Here is a 19602-nt window from a genome sequence, read left to right as displayed (position 1 = left end):
AATGAACAGATCCTTGTTTATGGTCTCGCTACTGCTGGCGGTATTCGCACTGCCAGCCTGTACCGAGGCCGACGAAAAACGCGATCAATCCATGACCGTGGCGGAGGCCAGGGCGCATATCGCTGCCGGTACCAACTTGTCTGCAATTCCCAAGTCTGTCTGGCGCCAGCTGTTGCCGGAGGATCAGTATGAGGTCTTGTGGGAAAAGGACACCGAGCGCGCTTTCTCCGGCAAGTGGCTGCATAACGAAGCCGATGGCGTCTATGTGACCGCCGGCTGTCGATTGCCGGTATTCAGCTCCGAGCACAAGTTCGAGTCCGGCACTGGCTGGCCCAGCTTCTGGGACATCGCCTATCCGGAAAATGTCGTGCTGAAGGTGGACTACAGCTGGGGCATGAAGCGTACCGAAGTGCTGTCGGCCTGTGGCGAACACCTCGGCCATGTGTTCAAGGATGGCCCCGCGCCCACCGGCCTGCGCTATTGCCTGAATTCGCTGGCCCTGGATTTCGTCCCGGCTATTGCAAAAACCGAATAATTATTCGATATTGTCGCTGGCGGTCCACTGCGGCCGCTGCGACGAGGTAAAACAATAATCTACAGAGGTCCGTGCTGATGTCCGAGATGGCTTCGGTGGCGTTGCCCAACAACCGCTACACGCTTTTCCGGGTATTCAAATACACCGTTTACCTGTTACTCGCCTATAACGTCTACGCCTTTTTTCTGGACAATCATGCCGCCGCCGGCTCTGTGTTTGGCGATGGCCTGCAATGGAGCCGGGTGATCGAGGCCTACAACGATTCCATCGATACCCTGGCCTGGGTGCTGTTGCTGCTGGTGTTCGAGCTGGAGACATTTGTCCTCGCGGATCACAGGATTCGCGGCTGGATCAAGTGGACGCTTAACGCCATATCGGCCTTCTGTTACCTGTTCATCGTGTACTCCTTCTACGGCTATGTGGCCGAGATGGTGTACGTATCCGACCTGGCGTCGGTGGCGCAGCCCGTCTGTGAGCTGGCGGCGCAGGGGGGCTGGCAGTTGGTCGTGGCGCAGGACGAGTATGTGCCGCTGACGGCGGCGAACTGCACCACCCTGGCGGATGCCCGTGTGCTGCGGCTGGCCGACGTACAGATTCTCGGCGACACGGCGGTCTGGCGCGAAATTGAATGGCTCGCCTGGACAGACGTGATCAACGCCGGTGCCTGGCTACTGGTGGTGGTGATTCTCGCGTTCGAGGTATGGCTGCAGCTGCGCCACGAGCTGTCCGATCGAATCATGCGCTACTCGCAGCTGGTGAAAGCGGTGCTGTATTTCACCCTGTTCCTGTGTGCAATCTATTGGGGCTTCAGCGGCAGCTTCCTGGATTTCTGGGATGCCTTCCTATGGCTGGTGGCATTCTTCTTTATCGAGTTGAACCTCTTTGAGTGGCAGGCTGAGACCAGCGGGGAGTAAATACTACGCGGAGGCGAACCGGGTGTTCGCCTCCGCGCCGTGGTTGCGGAAAAATAGCGGCCGCAGTCTGTCTACTGCCCTTCCTGCATAAAGAAATCCCGCAAAAATCGGAACAGCTTGCGCCGGTTGGTCGGCGGCTTGTTGTTCTTTATTTCCTTGTTGGAATCGCGTACCAGCTGGCGCAACTGCTGGTGATCTGCCTGCGGATAGCGATCGAAGAAGTCGCTCTGCGCCGGGTTGCCTTCCTGCAACAGGCGTTCGCGCCAGTCCTCGGCCATCTTGTCGAAGCGCAGGTGCTGCTGGTCGCGCTCCTTGAACCGGTCTAACACCTCTTCGATCGCCTCGCTGTCGGCGCTGCGCATAAGTTTGCCGATGTACTGCATCTGGCGACGACGCGCCTCATTGGATTTGATCCGGTGCAGGGTGTCGATCGCTTCCTGCAGGTCCGCATCGATAGGCACTTCAGCCAGCTGCGCTTTGGACAGCTCGGTCAGCTGTTTGCCCAAGTCCTGCAGTTCGTGCATTTCCTGTTTGACTTTGGTCTTGCTCTTCGGCAGGTCGTCTTCGTAATCGTCGTCTTCGTACATTCCGCTTTCCAATTCATTGCCCTAGGGGCGGTCCGCCCCGATACCGTTTTCGACCACTGTCGCAAGCCCTGTTTGGGGCGCCGGGGCGACCTTCTAAGATTAGTGATTTCAGCCGTAATACCAGGTGGCGAGGCCGAGGAAGGACATAAAGCCCACAACGTCGGTGACCGTGGTGAGGGCCACGCCGCCGGCCAGGGCCGGGTCGATGCGCATGGCGCGCAGTGCCACCGGCAGGACCGCGCCGGCGAGGGCGGCGGTGACCAGGTTGATCACCATCGCGGCGATGATAATGATCGCGATGCGCTGATCCCCGAACCAGAGACCGGCGATCACACCCATCACCACAGACCAGAGCAGTGCATTAAGTATCGCGGACCCGAGCTCGCGCGACATCAGCCAGCCGAGGTTGCTGCGGCCGATCTGGCCGAGGGCCATGCCGCGGATCACCACCGTCAGGGTCTGGCTGCCGGCGACGCCGCCCATGCTGGCGACGATCGGCATCAGGATCGCCAGCGCCACCACCTTGTCCAGTGTGCCCTGGAACAGGCTGATCACCCAGGATGCCAGCAGTGCGGTGAGCAGGTTGATACCGAGCCACAGCGCGCGCCGCCGCGCCGTGCGGCGTACCGGGGCAAAAGTGTCTTCCTCTTCGTCCAGACCCGCGAGACTCATCAGTGAGTGGTCCGCGCCCTCACGGATCACGTCCACGACGTCGTCGATGGTGATACGCCCCACCAGGCGGTTGTTCTCGTCCACCACCGGCGCGGTGATCCAATCATACTTCTCGAATAGCCGCGCCACCTCGGTGTCGGGCATGTCGGCCGGAATGGGCTCCACGTCGGTGTTGACCACTTCGCGCACCGTTACCGCCGGGTCGGTGGTAAGCAGCTTGGCAAGCGGCAGCAACCCGATGTACTGGCCCTGGCGATTGACCACAAACAGGCTGTCGGTGGACTCGGGCAGTTGCTCGTGGCGGCGCAGGTAGCGCAGCACCACGTCGAGGGTCAGGTTGGGGCGCACGGAAATGGTATCCGTGTCCATCAGGCCGCCGGCGGTCTCCTCGTCGTAGGCGAGTACGCTCTCGACCCGCCGGCGGTCGGTTGCGCTCATAGCGGAGAGGACTTCCGCCATCACCCGCTCGGGCAGATCCTGGAGTATGTCGGCGACGTCATCGGCGTCGAGCCCCTCCATCACCGCCACCATTTCCTCCGTGTCCATGGTGGCGAGAATCTGGCTTCGCACCTCGTCGGTGAGCTCTTGCAGCACCTCGCCTTCGACGTCTTTGTCGATCAGCTTCCACAGTACCTGGCGGATGCGGGGCGGGGAACTCTCGAGCAGTTGGGCAATACTCTGCGGGGTGAGGGTGCTGAGCATGCGCCGCACCTCGCGCCCGGTACCGCTATCCAGTGCCGCAAACAGTTCACCCAGCTGGTTCTGCGCGCGGAACTTGATTTCTGCGGGGGGAGGGCTGGACACGGTGATTCCTTACTGCATTGAAGGTGGTGGGTGGTCGAAAATCGGTGCTGCTTAGTCAGCGGCGATTCTATGCCTATCGCCGCTATCTATCCACATGCTGCCGGGCACAAGTGCGCATTGTTCACTCGGCCTCGCCAAAGCGATCGGCCACCAGTTCGCATATGGCACAGAGCGCAGCGTCTTCGTCGCGGCCCTCGATCTCGAGTTCCAGTTCGGTGCCCTTGCCAGCCGCCAATAACATCAGCGCCATAACGCTTTTACCGTCCACGCATTTGCCCCCGCAGTGCACCCTGACGTTGGCAGAGAAGCGTGCCGAGGTCTGCGCAAATTTACTCGCTGCACGGGCGTGAAGGCCGAGTTTGTTGATGATCGTTAGGCGACTTTTCTGCATGGGACGTCGGTGTTTCCGGCTGATGTCGGGTTTTATTTTTGCTGTTCGCGGTGGCGAACCTGCACATTGTCGAACTGGCCGGCGAAGGTCTTGGCCAGCTGCTCCACCATATAAACGGAGCGGTGGCGGCCGCCGGTGCAACCGACTGAAATGCAGGTGTAGCTGCGGTTGCTCTTTTGATAGGAGGGTAGCCAGTGCTGCAGGAACTGGCTGATATCCCGCTCCATCGCGTCGGTTTCGGGATGCGTGCGCAGGAACTCGACCACTTCCGGATCCAGGCCCGTCTTCTGGCGCAGCTCCGCTACCCAGTAGGGGTTCGGCAGGCAGCGCAGATCAAATACCAGGTCTGCGTCTACCGGTACGCCGTGCTTGAAGCCGAAGGACTGAAACAGGATGGCCATGCCCTCCGATCCATCGCCCACCACCCGCGTCTTTATCAGGTCGCGCAGCTGATGCAGGCTGAGGCTGCTGGTATCGATCACCATGTCGGCCATTGCGGAAACCGGCGCGAGCAGTTCCTTTTCCCGGTTCAATGCTTCCAGCAGGTGGGTGCGGTCGTCGCTGAGGGGGTGTTTGCGGCGGGTTTCGCTGAAGCGCTGCACCAGTACCGGTGAGCGCGCATCGAGATAGATGACATCGCACTGTACGCCGCTCTCCCGCAGTGATTCGATTACTCGCGGAGCCTGCTGCACATCCTGCCAAAGGTTGCGCGCATCGATACCCAGGGCGAGGCGGGGACTGCCCAGAGAGCCTGGGGTACTGTCAATCGGCGGCTGTTCGCGCACCCGCTTGATCAGCTCCGGCAGCAGGCTGGCGGGCAGGTTGTCGATACAGTTAAAACCGACATCCTCCAGCAACTGCAAGGCAGAGCTTTTTCCGGAACCGGAGCGGCCACTGATAATCACCAGGCGCATAGGGAAATCCTTTCTTCATGCAGCGCGAACTGTTCGAAAAGCAACAAGCTGCCGTAATGACGCGAGCGGAGACGGCGCCGATAGCGCTCATGTCATCGAAGGCAACCTATTTTCTGTGTCAGATTATGCAGCGGCGGCACTGTCGATGGCCAGTGCGTAGAGCTCATCCCCGCTCTCCGCTTGGCGCAGTTTTTCTCTTACCCGGCTATCGGAGAAGAGGGCGGCGATTTCCGCCAGGGTTTCCAGGTGTTCCTGCTCGGCGTCTTCCGGTACCAATAGCGCAAACAGGAGATCCACCGGTTGGCGGTCTACCGCGTCGAAATCGATGGCGGGTTGGGTGGTGCAGAGGACACCAATGGGTCGCTCACAGCCGGGCAGGCGACAGTGAGGGATAGCGACGCCATCGCCAATACCGGTGGATCCCAGGCGTTCGCGGGCGATCAGCTGGTTGAAGATGGTGTCGGAGTCGTGTTGTGGATATTGTTCGGCGATGGCCTGGGCAATATTGAGCAGCAACTTCTTTTTGCTGCTCCCCGCCAGGTGGCAAAGACTCAGGCGGGGAGAGAGTAATGCTTCCAATGTCATAGTTCAGCGGTGGTTCTGCAACTTCTCTTTGTGTTTTTTCAGTTGGCGGTCCAGCTTGTCGGCGAGTGCGTCGATGGCCGCATACATGTCTTTGTCTTCGGAGCCGGCGCAGAGGTCGTGCCCGTTGATGTGCACCCTGGCTTCGGCTTTCTGAATCAGTTTTTCGACGGAGAGAATTACGTGGGCATTGGTAATGTTGTCATAGTGCCGGGAGAGTTTTTCCAGCTTGCTTTCGCAGTAATCGCGAATGGGTGGAGTTAAATCGACGTGGTGACCACTAATGTTGATCTGCATGGATTGCTCCTTATCGAGTGCATCGCGTAGCGGCGCGACCCCCCATCTGGGCGGCAACCCTACTAGGAAGTACGCCAGAATGGAAGGATACACTCAAAGTTTGGACATTGGTCGCGGCCCGGGTGGCAACGGGCGCCCGTGAATTTGCGACCAGCCTTTTTATTCTGGTCAATTATCTGCGTGCGACGTTGCGTCGGTGCACCCTGCGGCTGCCAATTTGGTGCTCCGGGCAGTAGGCCTGCCCGCGGTGCTAGACCAGGCGCTTGCGCTCGCTGGAGGAGGGGATACCCATGGACTCGCGGTACTTGGCCACGGTGCGCCGGGCCACCTTGATACCCTGCTTGTCCAGTTCCTGGGTGATCTTGTTGTCGGATAGCGGTTTGCGCGGTATCTCGGCGTCGATGAGCTTGCGGATCATCGCGCGAATGGCGGTGGACGAGGCGTCTTCGCCGGAGTCGGTGCTCACGTGGCTGGAGAAGAAGTATTTGAGCTCGAAAACACCGCGGGGGGTCAGCATGTATTTCTGCGTGGTGACCCGGGAGATGGTGGACTCGTGCATGCCGATGGTCTCCGCGATATCGGCCAGCACCATGGGTTTCATCGCCTCCGGACCCAGCTCGAAGAACGCTTGCTGCTTCTCGACGATGCAGGAAGCCACCTTTAACAGTGTCTCGTTGCGGCTTTGCAGGCTCTTGAGAAACCAGCGTGCTTCCTGAAGGTTGTCGCGCAGGAAGTTGTTTTCCGTGGAGTTGTCGGCGCGCTTGATCAGGGCGGCGTAGTCGCCGTTGATGCGCAGCCGCGGCGTGGTCTCCGGATTCAGTTCCACCAGCCAGCGGTGCTCCCGGCGACGGACGATGATGTCCGGCACCACATATTGGGGTTCCTCGCCGCCGAAGGCTTCGCCGGGGTAGGGGTTAAGGGTCTGGATGAGCCGCACTACGTCGCCCAGCTGGGCTTCGTTCAGGCGCGTGCGCCGGCTGAGCTGGCGGAAATCGCGTTTGCCGAGCAGATCCAGATGGCGATCTACCACCAGCTGCGCCTGCTCCAGCCAGGGAGTGTTGGCCGGCAGCTGGTGCAGTTGCAGCAGCAGACACTCGCGCAGGTCGCGCGCGCCACAGCCGGCGGGCTCGAACTGCTGGATGGTCTTGAGTACGGTGAGGACCTCATCCTCTTCCGCGTCGAGATCTGCGGCGATTTCGCCGAGAGGGGTTTCCAGGAAGCCATTCGGGGCTATGCCGTCAATCAGATTCTCGCCGATCAGTTTGTCGTGCGCCGATAAGGTGGTGAGATTGAGCTGCCAGAGCAGGTGGTCCTGCAGACTGTCCGGGGCGGAGTTGCGCTGCTCGAGCGCCAGTTCGTCGCCGTCGCCGCTGTAGCTGCCGCCGCTGTAGATGTCGTCCCAGCGAGTGTCCACCGGCAATTCGTCGGGGATATCCTGGTTCCAGTCGCCCTCACTGTCCCGCTCGCCGCTGTTGTGCGCACTGTCGTCGCTAGCGCCGGGCTCCGCTGATTGCTGATTCTGCTGGGGCTCCGCTGGCGCCTGCTCCTCGCCTTCCATTTCAAGCAGTGGGTTGCTGTCCAGTGCCGACTGCACTTCCTGCTGAAGATCCAGCGTCGACAGCTGCAGCAGGCGAATGGCCTGTTGTAGCTGGGGCGTCATCGTCAGCTGTGTGCCGAGCTTTAACTGGAGAGACTGCTTCATAGTGGGGAACTGCAGGCCAAGGCGGCGGATGCTGCTTCAAAATATCCAAGACGCAGCAGACTAACCCCCTGATTGGCGGATTACAAGCAATAACTGTGCCGAAACTGCGGTCGCAATTTCGGCTGGGTCCGGCGAGTGGTGATGAATTTTCGGTCACTCTCCAAAACGGGGGACCAGAAGGGTGGGCAGGGCTTAAATCGTGAATTCGTGTCCCAAATAGACTTCGCGTACCTGCTGGTTGGCGAGTACCTCTGCCGGTGTGCCGGCGGCGATGATATGGCCTTCGCTGACGATATAGGCCGTCTCGCAGATATCGAGGGTTTCGCGCACATTGTGGTCGGTGATCAGCACGCCGATGCCGCGGTCGCGCAGGTGGCGGATGATCTGCTTGATATCGTTAACCGAGATGGGGTCAACGCCGGCAAAGGGTTCATCCAGCAAGACGAAGTTGGGATCCGTGGCCAGTGCGCGGGCTATCTCCACCCGGCGTCGTTCGCCGCCGGACAGGGCCATGCCGAGGCTGTTCTCGATATGGGTGATGTTGAACTCCTGCAGCAGTTCCTGCACCTGTTGCTGCCGTTCGGCGCGGGACAGGTCCTTGCGGGTCTCGAGAATGGCGAGGATATTGTCGCGCACCGATAGGCGGCGGAATACGGAGGCCTCCTGGGGCAGGTAGCCGATCCCCTTGCGCGCCCGTCCGTGCATGGACAGGCGGGTGATATCCTCGTCATCGATCAGTACCCGGCCGGCATCAGCCTGCACCAAACCGGCAATCATATAGAAGCAGGTGGTCTTGCCGGCCCCATTCGGGCCGAGCAGACCCACTACCTGGCCGCTGGTAACGCTGACAGAAACGTCCTGGACAACTTTTCTTTTCTTGTACTGTTTGGCGAGGTGTAACGCTTTCAGCGTCGGCATAATATGTTCCGAATTCTGTCTGTCCGGCGGCTGGACGATAGAAGGCTGTCCAATGCCGGATTGGTCTCTGCGCAAAGGTGCGGCGCACTTATCCAGTTGTTGGCGGAGTGGGGCCGCTACTGGTTCTGCGGCGTCTCTCCGGCCTGTTGGTTGTTGTCCTTTTTCTCCGGCTTCCAGATCATTTCCACGCGGCCTTCTCCGGACTGGCCCTGAGCCTGCATCTGTTCGCTGTTCAGGTCGTAGTCGATCTTCTCGGCGGTCAGTGTGTTACCGTCGCGGTCGACATGGGCATCCCCGGTCAGGTGCAGTTCGTCGGAAGCTACGGTGTACTCGATGCGGCGGGCGCGGGCCTTGACGGGGCTCTGGCTCTGTTGCATCTGTTGCTGGAAATGGGCGGGCTTGCCGGTGGCGATAACGCGACTGATCTCGCCGCTGGCATTGCCGTGGACCTCGACGCGATCGGCGCGAATCTCCAGTGAGCCCTGGGTAATGACCACATTGCCGCTGTAGACAGACAGGTTTGAGCTGCGGTTGGCTTCCAGTTTCTTGGCCTGCACCTTGATGGGCTGTTCGCGGTCGCTCTGCAGCGCCTGGAGCTGAGGGGTAGTCAGGGCCAGCAGGGTTGCGGTAGCAAAGATCTGCAGGTGGCGACAAAAGTTATTCGGTTTCATAGCTGCTCTTTACGTCGGAGAGGATTTCCACTCGGTCCTCTTTCAGGAAGGCGCGCAGGCCTTTGCCGGTAGTGCTGTTTGGGCCGGCGGTAATCTTAACAACTTTGTCCGTCTCGGCGTATTCCTCACGCGGCTTAATGGTGATGCTCTGGGTGTTCAGCTTGATGCCGCCCGGCGCCGGCATCTCGGTGATTTCCACATCGCCGCGCAATACCACCCGGCGGCCGTTGTTGTGGGCGATCCCGCTTCTGGATTCGGTGCGCCACTTCGGCTTGTCCTGCTGATAGAAGAGTATACGCGGCTCAGTCAGGTCGGCGCGATCGCGCCGCTCGAACTTGAAGAAGGTGATCTTCTCGGCATCCACGCGATAGGCGAGGGTGCCCTCCTGGTTGAAGTGGCGTGTCTTGGCGCCGTGGATCACCAGGTCGGCAGCGCCTTTCTGCTGCTGTGGGGTCGGCCGCTTGCCGAGCAGCTCCTGGGGCGGGCTTTCAGAGAACCAGAGCCCGGCACTGATCAGCAGCACGACAATAACCAGCGGCAGCCAGGTGCGCATCAGTGCTCCCCCGGGGCCGCCGGGGCGAGGTAGGGCGCCAGCGCCGCGTCGAAGGTGCCCTGGGCTTGCATAATGCGGTCGCACACTTCGCGCACGGCGCCTTCGCCACCGCGCGCCTCGGTGATCCACAGCGCGCGCTCGCGCACCGGCGGGGCGGCATCCGGTACTGAGATCGGGCAGCCGATGCGGGTCATTACCAGCAGATCCGGATAGTCGTCGCCCACATAGGCGATGTCCTCGAGGCGGCAGGGGTCGTCCGCGAACAGCTCCTGGAGTGCGGAGAACTTGTCCTCGCGGCCCTGTATCAGCTTGTTGATCCCCAGATCGTGGGCGCGCCGCTCCACAACCGCGCTGCGGCGGCCGGTGATGATCGCCACACGCACGCCGGATTTCTGCAGCATCTTGATGCCGTGACCGTCGAGGGTATTGAAGGTCTTGAGTTCGTTGCCGTTGTTGTCGAAATAGAGCCTGCCGTCGGTCAGTACGCCATCTACGTCCAGCACCAGCCAGCGAACCTGACGCAGGGCGCTGTTTAGTTTTTCTTCAGGTATCACAGAGCGGTTGTCCTTAAATGCGGTAAAGCGGCGCCACAGTTGCGGCTGGCGCCTTCTTGTCAGGTTTCAGTGATCTCTTGTCGGTAGGATCAGATCACTCCGGCGCGCAATATGTCGTGCATATGCAGGACGCCAACCGGATGATGCGCCTCGTCCTCTACCACCAGCGCCGTGATCTTGTGATCCTCCATGATACGCAGCGCCTCCGCAGCCAGAGTTTCCGCGGACACGGTCTTCGGGCGACGGCTCATGACTTCATCCATGGTGGCCTTGTCCAGTTCCACTTTGTGGTCGATGACCCGGCGCAGGTCGCCGTCGGTGAATACGCCGAGCAGTGTGCCCTTGTGATCGACGACGGTCGTCATGCCGAAGCCCTTGCTGGTCATTTCCAGCAGCGCCTTGGACAGCAGGGTCTCGGGCGATACCTGTGGCAGTTCGTCGCCGGCGTGCATCACATCTTCCACTTTCAGCAACAGCCGCCTGCCGAGGGCGCCGCCGGGGTGGGAAAAGGCGAAATCCTCGGCGGTGAAACCGCGGGCCTCCAGCAGTGCGACGGCCAGGGCGTCTCCCATTACCAGGGTCACCGTGGTTGAGGATGTGGGGGCCAGGTTCAACGGGCAGGCCTCGGTTTCCACGGCGATATCCAGATTGACATCGGCGGCCTGGGCCAGCGGCGAATCGGCCTTGCCGGCCATGCTGATCATCGGGATGCCGAGGCGCTTCAGCAGCGGCAGCAGCGTGAGCACTTCCGCCGAAGAGCCGGAATTGGAAATGGCGATCACCAGGTCATCGCGGGTGATCATGCCGAGGTCGCCGTGACTGGCCTCGCCCGGATGTACGAAAAAGCTGGGAGTGCCGGTGCTGGCAAGGGTGGCGGCGATCTTGCGACCGATATGTCCGGACTTGCCCATACCGGTAACGATGGTGCGCCCGCGGCACTGCAGGATCAGTTCGCAAGCGCGTTTGAAGTCGTCGTTGACTCTGTTTTCCAGCGCGGCGACGGCTTCCGTTTCCATCAGGATCGTGCGGCGTCCCGCTTGCAAAATCGGGTCCTGGGTCATTGAGTGTCTCTAGTTAATCGCTTCTATTTGAGTGTAGGTACATCCAAAAAGTGCCGTATTGTCGTGAAACGGCCTCCAAAAGGGTGTCCGGCAGCGACCGGGCACCCTATGTGTGGTCGCAATTGCGACGGCTGCGTGGGGCCGGGGATGCGTCCGGCCGGCAGCTTGTCGTGCTAATCTCTATTTACCCGCGCCGCCGAATCGTTGAATTCGGTGTAAAACACCTTATATAGCGACGGATGGCAGCGGGCTTGTGATGTGCGACCACATCATCGGGCGCGGCCATGGTATAGTCTGCCGCCGTCTCTGTCAGCTCTGTCGCTTAGCGGATGATCGACAGACTCTAGAAGTCCGGCTTGATGCCGAAGAAAACGGCGTCGCCATGGCACTAATCTGCGCCATGTGCGTCCAAGGAACGATTTGCCAATGGGAGAATTTTTGTGAACGCATCTTCAATGATTGATCGGCACGGCTTTATGCTGTGGGCGAAGGCCCTTCTCTGCGCTTTACTGGTGTCTGCCTGGGCACCCTCAGCCAGTGCCGCTCAGAACCCCTACGTCATGATCGAGGGGGTATCCCAGAACCTGCTGGGTGTGATTCGCTCCAACGCTCAATACCTGAACTCAGACCCGCAGCGCTACTACAGCGCAGTGGACGGCGTGCTGACCCCGGTGGTGGACTTCGACTTTATCGCCCGCGGTGTCATGGGGCGTTATGCCAAGCAGGCGACTGCCGCGCAGCGCTCACGCTTTACCAGCGCTTTTCGCCGTGATCTGGTGGCAACCTTTGCCCGTGGCGTGGCCACTTTCGGCGATATGGATGTAAAGGTTGTCAATCCCGGCAGTGCTCCGAACGGCAATCGCGTCAACGTATTGCAGGAAGTGCGCAGTAAAGAAGGTATCACCAAGGTCTCCTATACCCTGGTGCGCAATCGTTCGGGACAGTGGAAGCTGATCAATGTGATCCTCAACGGCGTCAACCTGGGCAAGACTTTCCGCAGCCAGTTCGCCCAATCCATGCAGACTCATGGTGACCTCGACAAGGTGATCGCCAACTGGTCCGCAGCCAAGGATGTTGCCGACCAGGTAGGTTGATCGGCTCTGACCGGGATCGCGCCGCGGCTGCGCGACCGGTCGGTTTCCAGTACACTTGCGCGCTGTTTTTCAACTCAACGCTATTCCCGCCTATGCAACCCGATGAAATCAAGGCCCTGATCGAGGGGCATATTCCTGAAAGTCGTGCTGATGTTGCCTTCGAGGGCAGCCACCTGATGGTGACAGTCGTCAGCAGCGCATTTGAAGGTCTGAGCCGGCTGAAGAAACAGCAGCTGGTCTACGCCGCCCTCAGCGACAAGATCGCAGACGGCACATTACATGCGGTGCAGATGCAGACGCTCACCCCGGAAGAAGCCGGCCGGTAATAGCCGGCCATCGATACGCGAGACCGAATGGATAAGTTAATAATTGAGGGCGGCAGCCCCATCTCCGGAACCCTGAAGATTTCCGGCGCGAAAAATGCTGCGCTGCCGATTCTTGCCGCCGCGTTACTGGCGGATGGGCCGGTGCACATCCACAACCTGCCGCACCTGAACGACATCACGACCATGATCACCCTGTTGCGGTGCATGGGGTGCGACGTCACTATCGACGAGAAGCTGGGGGTGGAGATAGATCCGCGCTCGGTCAACGATCTCACCGCGCCGTACGAGCTGGTGAAGACCATGCGCGCTTCGATCCTGGTGCTCGGTCCGCTACTGGCCCGCCATGGCGTGGCCAATGTGTCCTTCCCCGGCGGTTGCGCTATCGGCAGCCGTCCCGTTGACATCCACCTGAAGGGCCTCGAGGCCATGGGTGCGGAGATCACCATCGACGAGGGCTTTATCCGCGCTCGCTCCAACGGTCGCCTGAAAGGCGCCAACATCGTGATGGAAAAGGTCACTGTCGGTGGCACAGAAAACCTGCTGATGGCTGCGGTGCTGGCCGAGGGCACTACGGTACTGCACAACGCCGCGCGTGAGCCGGAGATCGTCGATCTTGCAGAGTTTTTGATCGCGATGGGTGCGCAGATCGAAGGTGTCGGTACCGATACCCTGCGCGTGCACGGCGTGTCGCGACTGAACCCCTGTACTTTCACGGTCATGCCGGATCGCATCGAAACCGGCACTTTCCTTGCGGCGGCGGCCGCGGCGCGCGGCAAGGTGCGCCTGACCCATACCCGCGCCGACATTCTCGATGCGGTGCTGGTCAAGTTTGAAGAGGCCGGCGCGCACCTGAGTATCGGCGATGACTGGATCGAGTTGGATATGAAGGGCAACCGCCCGAAAGCCGTCAGCTTCCGCACCGCTCCCTATCCGGCATTTCCCACCGACATGCAGTCCCAGTTCACCGCAATGAACGCGGTGGCGGAGGGCAAGGGTGCAGTGGTGGAGACCATTTTCGAGAACCGCCTGATTCAGGTGCATGAGCTCAACCGCATGGGCGCCAATATCCTGCTGGAGGGCAACACCGCCATTGTCACCGGCGTGGAGAAGCTGAAGGGCGCTCCGGTGATGGCCTCGGACCTGCGCGCTTCTGCCAGCCTGGTGATCGCCGGCATGGTCGCCGAGGGCACCACCATTGTGGACCGCATCTACCATATCGACCGCGGTTACGAGTGTATCGAGGAAAAACTGCAGCAGCTGGGGGCGAATATTCGCCGTGTGCCCGGCTGATAAGCAAGGACTGGATGCGAAGATCCCGCGCTGACGCGGGGTCTTTTGCGGCTTTCATCGGCCGCGAGCTGCGTACAGGGAAGTAGTTACAATCTGTCCCGTAAGTGGGACCGCCCGATGCCCGGAAAGGGCAGCTGCAAAATCATAAACGCCATGCAAATCACCATCGCCCTGACCAAAGGAAGAATTCTGAAGGAAACCCTGCCGCTGCTGGCGGCCGCGGGACTGGAGCCTTTGGAAGATATTTCCAAGAGCCGCAAGCTGATTTTTCCCACCAACCAGCAGGGCGTGCGCCTGTTGATACTGCGCGGCGTGGATGTGCCCACCTATGTGCAGCACGGTGCGGCGGATCTGGGGGTGGCGGGCAAGGATACGCTGCTCGAGCACGGTGTCGACGGCATTTATGAGCCGCTGGATCTGGGTATAGCCCGTTGCCGCCTGATGACCGCCGGCATCCAGGGTGCGGAACGGCCGCGCGGGCGTATCAAGGTGGCGACCAAATTTGTGCAGAGCGCCAAACGCTACTATGCGGCCCAGGGCCGCCAAGCGGATATCATCAAGCTGTACGGAGCCATGGAGCTGGCGCCGCTGATGGATCTGGCCGATGAAATTGTCGATATCGTCGATACCGGCAACACCTTGAAGGCAAACGGGCTGGAAGCCCGCGATACGATCGCGCATGTCAGCAGCCGCCTGATCGTCAATAAGGCGTCGATGAAAATGAAATATCAGCCCATCAACGCACTGATCGAGAAACTGGCCGCCGCGGTAAAGCCAGACTGAATCCATTTCCGAACGAAAGCGACCATGACCACCGACAGCATTCGCCGGCTGAACGCCGCAGACAGTGACTTCGATACGCAGCTGCAGCAACTGCTGGCCTGGGAGTCCGTTGCCGATACCCGTGTCGAAGCCACTGTAGCGGAGATTCTGCAGCAGGTACGCACTCGCGGCGATGCGGCGGTCATCGAATATACAAACCGCTTCGATCGTCGCCAGCTGCAAAGCGGCAGCGAATTCTGTTTGCCGCAAGCCGCGCTGGGCGCCGCCCTGGAACGCATTCCGGCGGCGGAACGGCAGGCGCTGGAGGCGGCTGCGGAGCGGGTGCGCGCATACCACCAGCGCCAGCTGCAGGAGTCCTGGCGATACGAGGAGAGCGACGGCACCGTGCTCGGCCAGCAGATCACGCCAATGGAGCGGGTCGGTATCTATGTGCCCGGTGGCAAGGCCAGCTATCCGTCCTCGGTGCTGATGAATGCGATCCCGGCCAAAGTAGCCGGAGTCGACTGTGTCGCGATGGTGGTGCCGGCGCCGGACGGTCAGCTCAATGACCTGGTGCTGGCTGCCGCTGCCATCGCCGGCGTGGATCAGTTGTACACCATCGGTGGGGCTCAGGCGGTGGCGGCGCTGGCCTACGGTACCGAGTCGGTTCCGCAGGTGGACAAGATTGTCGGGCCCGGCAATATCTTTGTCGCTGCCGCCAAGCGCGCGGTTTTCGGTCGAGTCGCCATTGACATGATCGCCGGCCCCTCGGAAATCCTGGTGATCTGCGATGGCAAGACGGATCCGGATTGGATTGCCATGGATCTGCTGTCGCAGGCCGAGCACGATCAGCAGGCGCAGTCGATTCTGCTCAGCCCGGATACCGCGTTCCTGGATGCGGTGGAGAAATCGCTGAGCAGGTTGCTGGATGAATTGCCGCGTCGGGAGATTGCGGCTCAGTCACTGGCCGGGCGCGGTGCGCTGATTCAGGTGGCGAGCATTGAGGAGGCATTGGCACTGTCAAACCGCATTGCCCCTGAGCACTTGGAAGTTTCCGTCGAGGACCCGGAACAATACCTGGCGCAGATTCGCCATGCCGGCGCCATCTTCCTCGGCCGGCACACCGCCGAGGCCTTGGGTGACTATTGTGCGGGCCCCAACCACGTACTGCCCACCAGCGGTACCGCGCGTTTCTCGTCGCCACTGGGGGTCTACGATTTCCAGAAGCGCAGCTCGATCATCTACTGTTCGCCGGAAGGTGCGGATAAGCTCGGCCGCGTCGCCGGGACGCTGGCGCGCGGCGAGGGGTTGGAAGCGCATGCGCGCTCGGCCCTTTATCGGGTCACAGAATAGAGCGTCGGGTCGAGGATTGACGCGGGGGTTACAGTAACTCGGTCCTATTTGTCCTCGCCCGGTATCTTGGTCGCCTGCCAGGCGACTGCCCGCCATTCCCCGTTTCTTTTTACGAAGGTACCGGTATTGAAATAGTGGCTGGTAACCGCCTCGCCAGAGGATCGGTCTTCTCCCACCAGTTTGAACGCGACCACCGCTGTGTCGTCGAACAGCCGAATATCAACCTCTTCGGCTCGGTAGCTCGCAGTGACCGGCTGGCCTTTCGCCCCTTCCAGACCCTGCATGATCACGTCTTTGCCGAAACGGCGGCCGGATGAGCTGGTGTAAATCAGGTCGTCGGCCCAGAAACGCTGGTGAACATCGGCATCGCCGGCGGCGCCGGCCAGAAACTGGTCGAGCTGCTGTCGCAACTGTTCCCGATCGCCGGCACTGGCCTGTGCGGCGAGTAAAGCGAAAAGCAGAATACCTAGTAGAGCACGCATAATCGTCCCTCTTATTGCTTTGTTTATGGTTCGCTGCGGCGTTGTGCCTTGGGTCTTTCCGATACGGTTGCCTGCACCGTATCGGCCACACCTTTGCGGACAAAGGTGATCGAAACGGTATCCCCCGGGCGCAGTGTAGCCATGGTGGCAATGCCCCGTTTACCGTCATTGATCGGCTGACCATCGATATGGGTGATGACATCTCCGGGCTTGAGGCCGGCCTGGTGCGCCGGGCCCTGATTGTAGATGGCGGTGATAATCACACCGTTCGTGGACTGTAGGTGAAAGGCACGCGCCAGTTGCGGTGTTATCGCACTTGCTTCAATGCCGAGCCAGCCGGGTACCACACGCCCGTATTCGATGATGTCCTGCATCACCTTGAAGGCGATATTGGCCGGTATCGCGAAGCTGATGCCGCCTGAGTAACCGGATTGGTTCAGGATGGAGGTATTGATGCCGAGCAGGCGGCCGTGCGCATCCACCAGGGCGCCGCCGGAGTTGCCCGGGTTGACCGCCGCATCGGTCTGCAGGAAGTTCTGCAGATAGCCGCCGGTGCCGTTGTTTTCCAGATAGCGGCCGGTGGCACTGATAATGCCCTGGGTAACCGTCTGGCCGACCCCGAAGGGGTTGCCGATTGCCAGTACCACGTCGCCTACCTGGGTTTTCTCCGGGTCGCCGACTTCGATGGAGGTCAGGTTGGACAGCTCGACTTTCAGCACCGCCAGATCGAAATCGATATCACTGCCGACGAGCTGTGCCTGGGCCTCGCGGCCGTCGGCCAGCAATACCACGATGGCATCTGCCTGATCGACGACATGGTGATTGGTCAGGATATAGCCGTCGTCGCTGACGATCACGCCCGACCCCAGGTTGGACTGCATCCGCTCGCGCTGCGGCAGGTTCATGCTGTCGAACAGGCGGCGGAACAGGGGATCGTTGAACAGCGGGTGCTGGCGTTGGGGTACCGCCTTGCGGGTGTAGATGTTGACCACCGCGGGACCGGCGAGACTCACCGCCCGGGCATAGGAAACCGGGCCCTGCCATTCGTCCGCCGCAGGTTTGGGGGCGCCACCGCGCAGCTGCGGAAATGCCAGCAGCAGTAGCGCCGCCACGGCGAGGCCGATACCGGCGGGGGCGGCCCATTCCTGGAAAAAACGTTGTAGGGACACTCGCGACTCCTCAATTTGCGGCCATTATACATGGCTCGCGGGCCGGAACCGCCGGAACCATGGGCGCAGAGCCCTTCAGGTGGACGTCAGTCTGCAGGCTGGCAAGATTTCGGTTCACCGGTCATTGGTTGGGGGCCGCAGATCCGTATAATGGCGGCTCCAAAATTTCAAGATTTATCGGCAATTGCTTGTTTGGAGACCAATATGTCCCTGGTTCGCCCCCACGGTAGCGTTGAGCTGCAGCCCCGGTTTGTTTACGACAGTGAAAGACATCACCAGCTGATGCACGAGGCGGAGTCCCTGCCGTCGATCGTGGTCAGTTCTGCGGCTGCAGCCAATGCAGTGATGCTGGGGGCGGGTTACTTCAATCCGCTGCACGGCTATATGAACCTGGCCGATGCGCTGAGTGTCGCCGAGACACTACGCACGGTGGACGGCCTGTTCTGGCCGGTTCCGGTGGTGAACATGGTGAAAGACACCGCCGCCATCGAGGGTGCCTCCCGTATTGCCCTGCGCGACCCGAATGTCGAGGGCAACCCGGTGCTCGCGATCATGGACGTCGAGGCGATCGAGACGGTCTCCGAAGAGCAGATGGACACCATGGTCGAGCATGTGTTCGGCACCCTCGACGAGAAACATCCCGGTGTCGCTACCTTCAAGGCCGCCGGCCGCAAGATGATTTCGGGTCCGATCGAGGTGCTGAACTTCAGCTACTTCCAGAGTGACTTCCCGGATACCTTCCGTACTGCGGTGGAGATCCGCAACGAGTTCATCGAGCGCGGTTGGAGCAAGGTGGTGGCTTTCCAGACCCGCAACCCGATGCACCGCGCCCATGAGGAGCTGTGCAAGATGGCCCTGGATGGCGTGGACGCCGATGCTGTCCTGATCCACATGCTGCTGGGGCAGTTGAAGCCGGGTGATATTCCCGCGCCGGTGCGCGACGCGTCCATCCGCAAGATGGTGGAGCTCTACTTCCCAGCCAATACCGTCATGGTGACCGGCTACGGTTTCGATATGTTGTATGCCGGCCCGCGCGAGGCGGTGCTGCACGCGGTATTCCGTCAGAACTGTGGCTGCAGCCACCTGATCGTCGGTCGGGATCATGCCGGGGTGGGGGACTACTACGGTGCCTTCGACGCGCAGAGCATCTTCGACGAGAAGGTGCCGGAGGGGGCACTGGAGATTGAGATCTTCCGTGCGGACCACACGGCCTACTCAAAAAAGCTGAATAAGGTGGTGATGATGCGCGATGTGCCGGATCACACCAAAGAGGACTTTATCCTGCTGTCCGGTACCAAGGTGCGCGAAATGCTGGGTGACGGTATTGCACCGCCGCCAGAGTTTTCCCGCCCGGAAGTGGCGCAGATCCTGATGGATTACTATCAGAATCTGTAAACAAGAAAGGGCGGGTATTTACCCGCCCTTTTTATTTCCGTCTATTCTCGTGCCTGTTGCTGGCGGCCTAGCGGCTCGCCGCGCTTCCGCTTCCGCCGAGCGCTTCCTTTTCCAGGCCGAAATCTTCCGCCAGCGTGCCCTTGGCCCCGGGTTCTTTGGGGGCCCAGTCCCGCGGCGGTGCCACGCTTTTCAGGTTGTCGTCGTTTTCACTTAACTTGCCGCTGCCGGCTTCCAGCATCTGTCGGCTGATGTCCTGGCTGGCCAGGCGCACGGCGCTGTTGGCCAGGTACTCGTGCACTTCCTTGTAGCTCTCTGTCAGGTTGTGGACCAGCTGTGCGGTCTGGTCAAAATGTTCGTTTACCTGTAGCTGGAAGTCTTCCAGCTTGTTGTTGGCTTCGCGCAGGCGCAGCTCCAGCTCCTGGGTGCGGTCCACGCCACCGCGGCCACGCACGGCGATAAACGCCAACAGGGCGCCCAGCGCCAGACCGAGGATACCTACCAGAATCAAGACCGATGTAGAGTGCACAGATACTTCCTCCTCAACTTATTAAATGGCACCGCCATCCATGACAGGTC

General features: G+C 60.7%; 23 protein-coding genes. 8 read left to right on the top strand and 15 right to left on the bottom strand.

Translation table 11 applies throughout. From position 1 onward, the window contains the following. The first annotated feature begins 1 nt into the window (after nucleotide 1). Together msrB and BLW36_RS06480 are read left to right on the top strand one after the other, a co-directional pair. Complete coding sequence (msrB, locus tag BLW36_RS06485; RefSeq protein WP_091386273.1) at nucleotides 2-535, top strand: peptide-methionine (R)-S-oxide reductase MsrB; 534 nt, start codon at nucleotides 2-4, stop codon at nucleotides 533-535. 77 nt (nucleotides 536-612) lie between these two features. Beyond that, nucleotides 613-1449: a hypothetical protein gene (locus tag BLW36_RS06480; protein ID WP_091387012.1), complete on the top strand. Its 837-nt coding sequence runs from the start codon at nucleotides 613-615 to the stop codon at nucleotides 1447-1449. A gap of 71 nt (nucleotides 1450-1520) precedes the next feature. Here the strand turns inward: BLW36_RS06480 and yjgA are convergent, their stop codons facing one another. The 12 genes from yjgA to BLW36_RS06420 form a co-directional block, all read right to left on the bottom strand. Further along, nucleotides 1521-2036 (bottom strand): ribosome biogenesis factor YjgA, encoded by a 516-nt coding sequence (gene yjgA / locus BLW36_RS06475; RefSeq protein ID WP_091386271.1) that lies wholly within the window; start codon nucleotides 2034-2036, stop codon nucleotides 1521-1523. Between the two features lie 108 nt (nucleotides 2037-2144). Then, nucleotides 2145-3512 (bottom strand): magnesium transporter, encoded by a 1368-nt coding sequence (gene mgtE / locus BLW36_RS06470; RefSeq protein ID WP_091386269.1) that lies wholly within the window; start codon nucleotides 3510-3512, stop codon nucleotides 2145-2147. Between the two features lie 121 nt (nucleotides 3513-3633). After that, nucleotides 3634-3903 (bottom strand): HPr family phosphocarrier protein, encoded by a 270-nt coding sequence (locus tag BLW36_RS06465; RefSeq protein WP_091386267.1) that lies wholly within the window; start codon nucleotides 3901-3903, stop codon nucleotides 3634-3636. 32 nt (nucleotides 3904-3935) lie between these two features. After that, a complete protein-coding gene (rapZ, locus tag BLW36_RS06460) occupies nucleotides 3936-4817 on the bottom strand; it encodes an RNase adapter RapZ (protein WP_091386265.1) in 882 nt (293 codons plus the stop codon). 123 nt (nucleotides 4818-4940) lie between these two features. Further along, nucleotides 4941-5402 carry a PTS IIA-like nitrogen regulatory protein PtsN gene (ptsN, locus tag BLW36_RS06455; protein ID WP_091386263.1) on the bottom strand — a complete coding sequence of 154 codons (462 nt, stop codon included), beginning with the start codon at nucleotides 5400-5402 and terminating at the stop codon, nucleotides 4941-4943. Nucleotides 5403-5405: 3 nt separating this feature from the next. After that, the gene (gene hpf / locus BLW36_RS06450) at nucleotides 5406-5696 is read right to left on the bottom strand and encodes a ribosome hibernation-promoting factor, HPF/YfiA family (protein WP_091386261.1); all 291 of its coding nucleotides are present in this window, start codon (nucleotides 5694-5696) and stop codon (nucleotides 5406-5408) included. A 250-nt stretch (nucleotides 5697-5946) separates the two neighbouring features. Next, nucleotides 5947-7398 carry an RNA polymerase factor sigma-54 gene (locus BLW36_RS06445; protein ID WP_091386259.1) on the bottom strand — a complete coding sequence of 484 codons (1452 nt, stop codon included), beginning with the start codon at nucleotides 7396-7398 and terminating at the stop codon, nucleotides 5947-5949. A 192-nt stretch (nucleotides 7399-7590) separates the two neighbouring features. Then, nucleotides 7591-8316 (bottom strand): LPS export ABC transporter ATP-binding protein, encoded by a 726-nt coding sequence (gene lptB, locus BLW36_RS06440; protein ID WP_091386257.1) that lies wholly within the window; start codon nucleotides 8314-8316, stop codon nucleotides 7591-7593. 116 nt (nucleotides 8317-8432) lie between these two features. Beyond that, nucleotides 8433-8987, bottom strand: a complete 555-nt coding sequence (gene lptA, locus BLW36_RS06435) for a lipopolysaccharide transport periplasmic protein LptA (protein WP_091386256.1) — start codon at nucleotides 8985-8987, stop codon at nucleotides 8433-8435. Then, nucleotides 8974-9540: an LPS export ABC transporter periplasmic protein LptC gene (lptC, locus tag BLW36_RS06430; protein ID WP_091386254.1), complete on the bottom strand. Its 567-nt coding sequence runs from the start codon at nucleotides 9538-9540 to the stop codon at nucleotides 8974-8976. The genes lptA and lptC overlap by 14 nt, the downstream gene beginning before the upstream one ends. Then, nucleotides 9540-10094 (bottom strand): KdsC family phosphatase, encoded by a 555-nt coding sequence (locus tag BLW36_RS06425; RefSeq protein ID WP_091386252.1) that lies wholly within the window; start codon nucleotides 10092-10094, stop codon nucleotides 9540-9542. The genes lptC and BLW36_RS06425 overlap by 1 nt, the downstream gene beginning before the upstream one ends. Nucleotides 10095-10183: 89 nt before the next feature. Then, nucleotides 10184-11155 (bottom strand): KpsF/GutQ family sugar-phosphate isomerase, encoded by a 972-nt coding sequence (locus BLW36_RS06420; protein WP_091386250.1) that lies wholly within the window; start codon nucleotides 11153-11155, stop codon nucleotides 10184-10186. A 440-nt stretch (nucleotides 11156-11595) separates the two neighbouring features. Between BLW36_RS06420 and BLW36_RS06415 the strand changes: the two genes are divergently transcribed. The 5 genes from BLW36_RS06415 to hisD all read left to right on the top strand — a co-directional run bounded on the left by BLW36_RS06415 (nucleotide 11596) and on the right by hisD (nucleotide 15980). Then, nucleotides 11596-12249 carry an MlaC/ttg2D family ABC transporter substrate-binding protein gene (locus tag BLW36_RS06415; protein ID WP_244506148.1) on the top strand — a complete coding sequence of 218 codons (654 nt, stop codon included), beginning with the start codon at nucleotides 11596-11598 and terminating at the stop codon, nucleotides 12247-12249. Nucleotides 12250-12341: 92 nt separating this feature from the next. Then, on the top strand, nucleotides 12342-12575 hold the full coding sequence (locus BLW36_RS06410; RefSeq protein ID WP_091387008.1) for a BolA family protein: 234 nt from the start codon (nucleotides 12342-12344) through the stop codon (nucleotides 12573-12575). 27 nt (nucleotides 12576-12602) lie between these two features. Beyond that, the gene (gene murA / locus BLW36_RS06405; protein WP_091386248.1) at nucleotides 12603-13865 is read left to right on the top strand and encodes a UDP-N-acetylglucosamine 1-carboxyvinyltransferase; all 1263 of its coding nucleotides are present in this window, start codon (nucleotides 12603-12605) and stop codon (nucleotides 13863-13865) included. A gap of 153 nt (nucleotides 13866-14018) precedes the next feature. After that, nucleotides 14019-14648, top strand: a complete 630-nt coding sequence (gene hisG, locus BLW36_RS06400; RefSeq protein ID WP_091387007.1) for an ATP phosphoribosyltransferase — start codon at nucleotides 14019-14021, stop codon at nucleotides 14646-14648. A gap of 24 nt (nucleotides 14649-14672) precedes the next feature. After that, nucleotides 14673-15980 carry a histidinol dehydrogenase gene (gene hisD, locus BLW36_RS06395; RefSeq protein WP_091386246.1) on the top strand — a complete coding sequence of 436 codons (1308 nt, stop codon included), beginning with the start codon at nucleotides 14673-14675 and terminating at the stop codon, nucleotides 15978-15980. Between the two features lie 44 nt (nucleotides 15981-16024). On the opposite strand, the gene BLW36_RS06390 is transcribed toward hisD, so the two are convergent. Both BLW36_RS06390 and BLW36_RS06385 read right to left on the bottom strand, forming a co-directional pair. Next, nucleotides 16025-16462, bottom strand: coding sequence for a nuclear transport factor 2 family protein (locus BLW36_RS06390; RefSeq protein ID WP_091386244.1), 438 nt, complete (start codon nucleotides 16460-16462; stop codon nucleotides 16025-16027). Between the two features lie 23 nt (nucleotides 16463-16485). Further along, nucleotides 16486-17631: a S1C family serine protease gene (locus BLW36_RS06385; RefSeq protein WP_091386241.1), complete on the bottom strand. Its 1146-nt coding sequence runs from the start codon at nucleotides 17629-17631 to the stop codon at nucleotides 16486-16488. Between the two features lie 204 nt (nucleotides 17632-17835). Here BLW36_RS06385 and sat point away from each other — a divergent pair, with 204 nt between their 5' ends. Beyond that, entirely contained in the window at nucleotides 17836-19026 is a 1191-nt protein-coding gene (gene sat, locus BLW36_RS06380) for a sulfate adenylyltransferase (RefSeq protein WP_211567142.1), read from the top strand. Between the two features lie 67 nt (nucleotides 19027-19093). Here the strand turns inward: sat and BLW36_RS06375 are convergent, their stop codons facing one another. Next, nucleotides 19094-19552 carry a Z-ring associated ZapG family protein gene (locus tag BLW36_RS06375; RefSeq protein WP_170833139.1) on the bottom strand — a complete coding sequence of 153 codons (459 nt, stop codon included), beginning with the start codon at nucleotides 19550-19552 and terminating at the stop codon, nucleotides 19094-19096. Nucleotides 19553-19602 lie beyond the last annotated feature (50 nt).

This window comes from Microbulbifer marinus (assembly GCF_900107725.1).
Lineage (GTDB): Bacteria > Pseudomonadota > Gammaproteobacteria > Pseudomonadales > Cellvibrionaceae > Microbulbifer > Microbulbifer marinus.
This window is presented reverse-complemented; position numbering and strand designations above follow the sequence as displayed.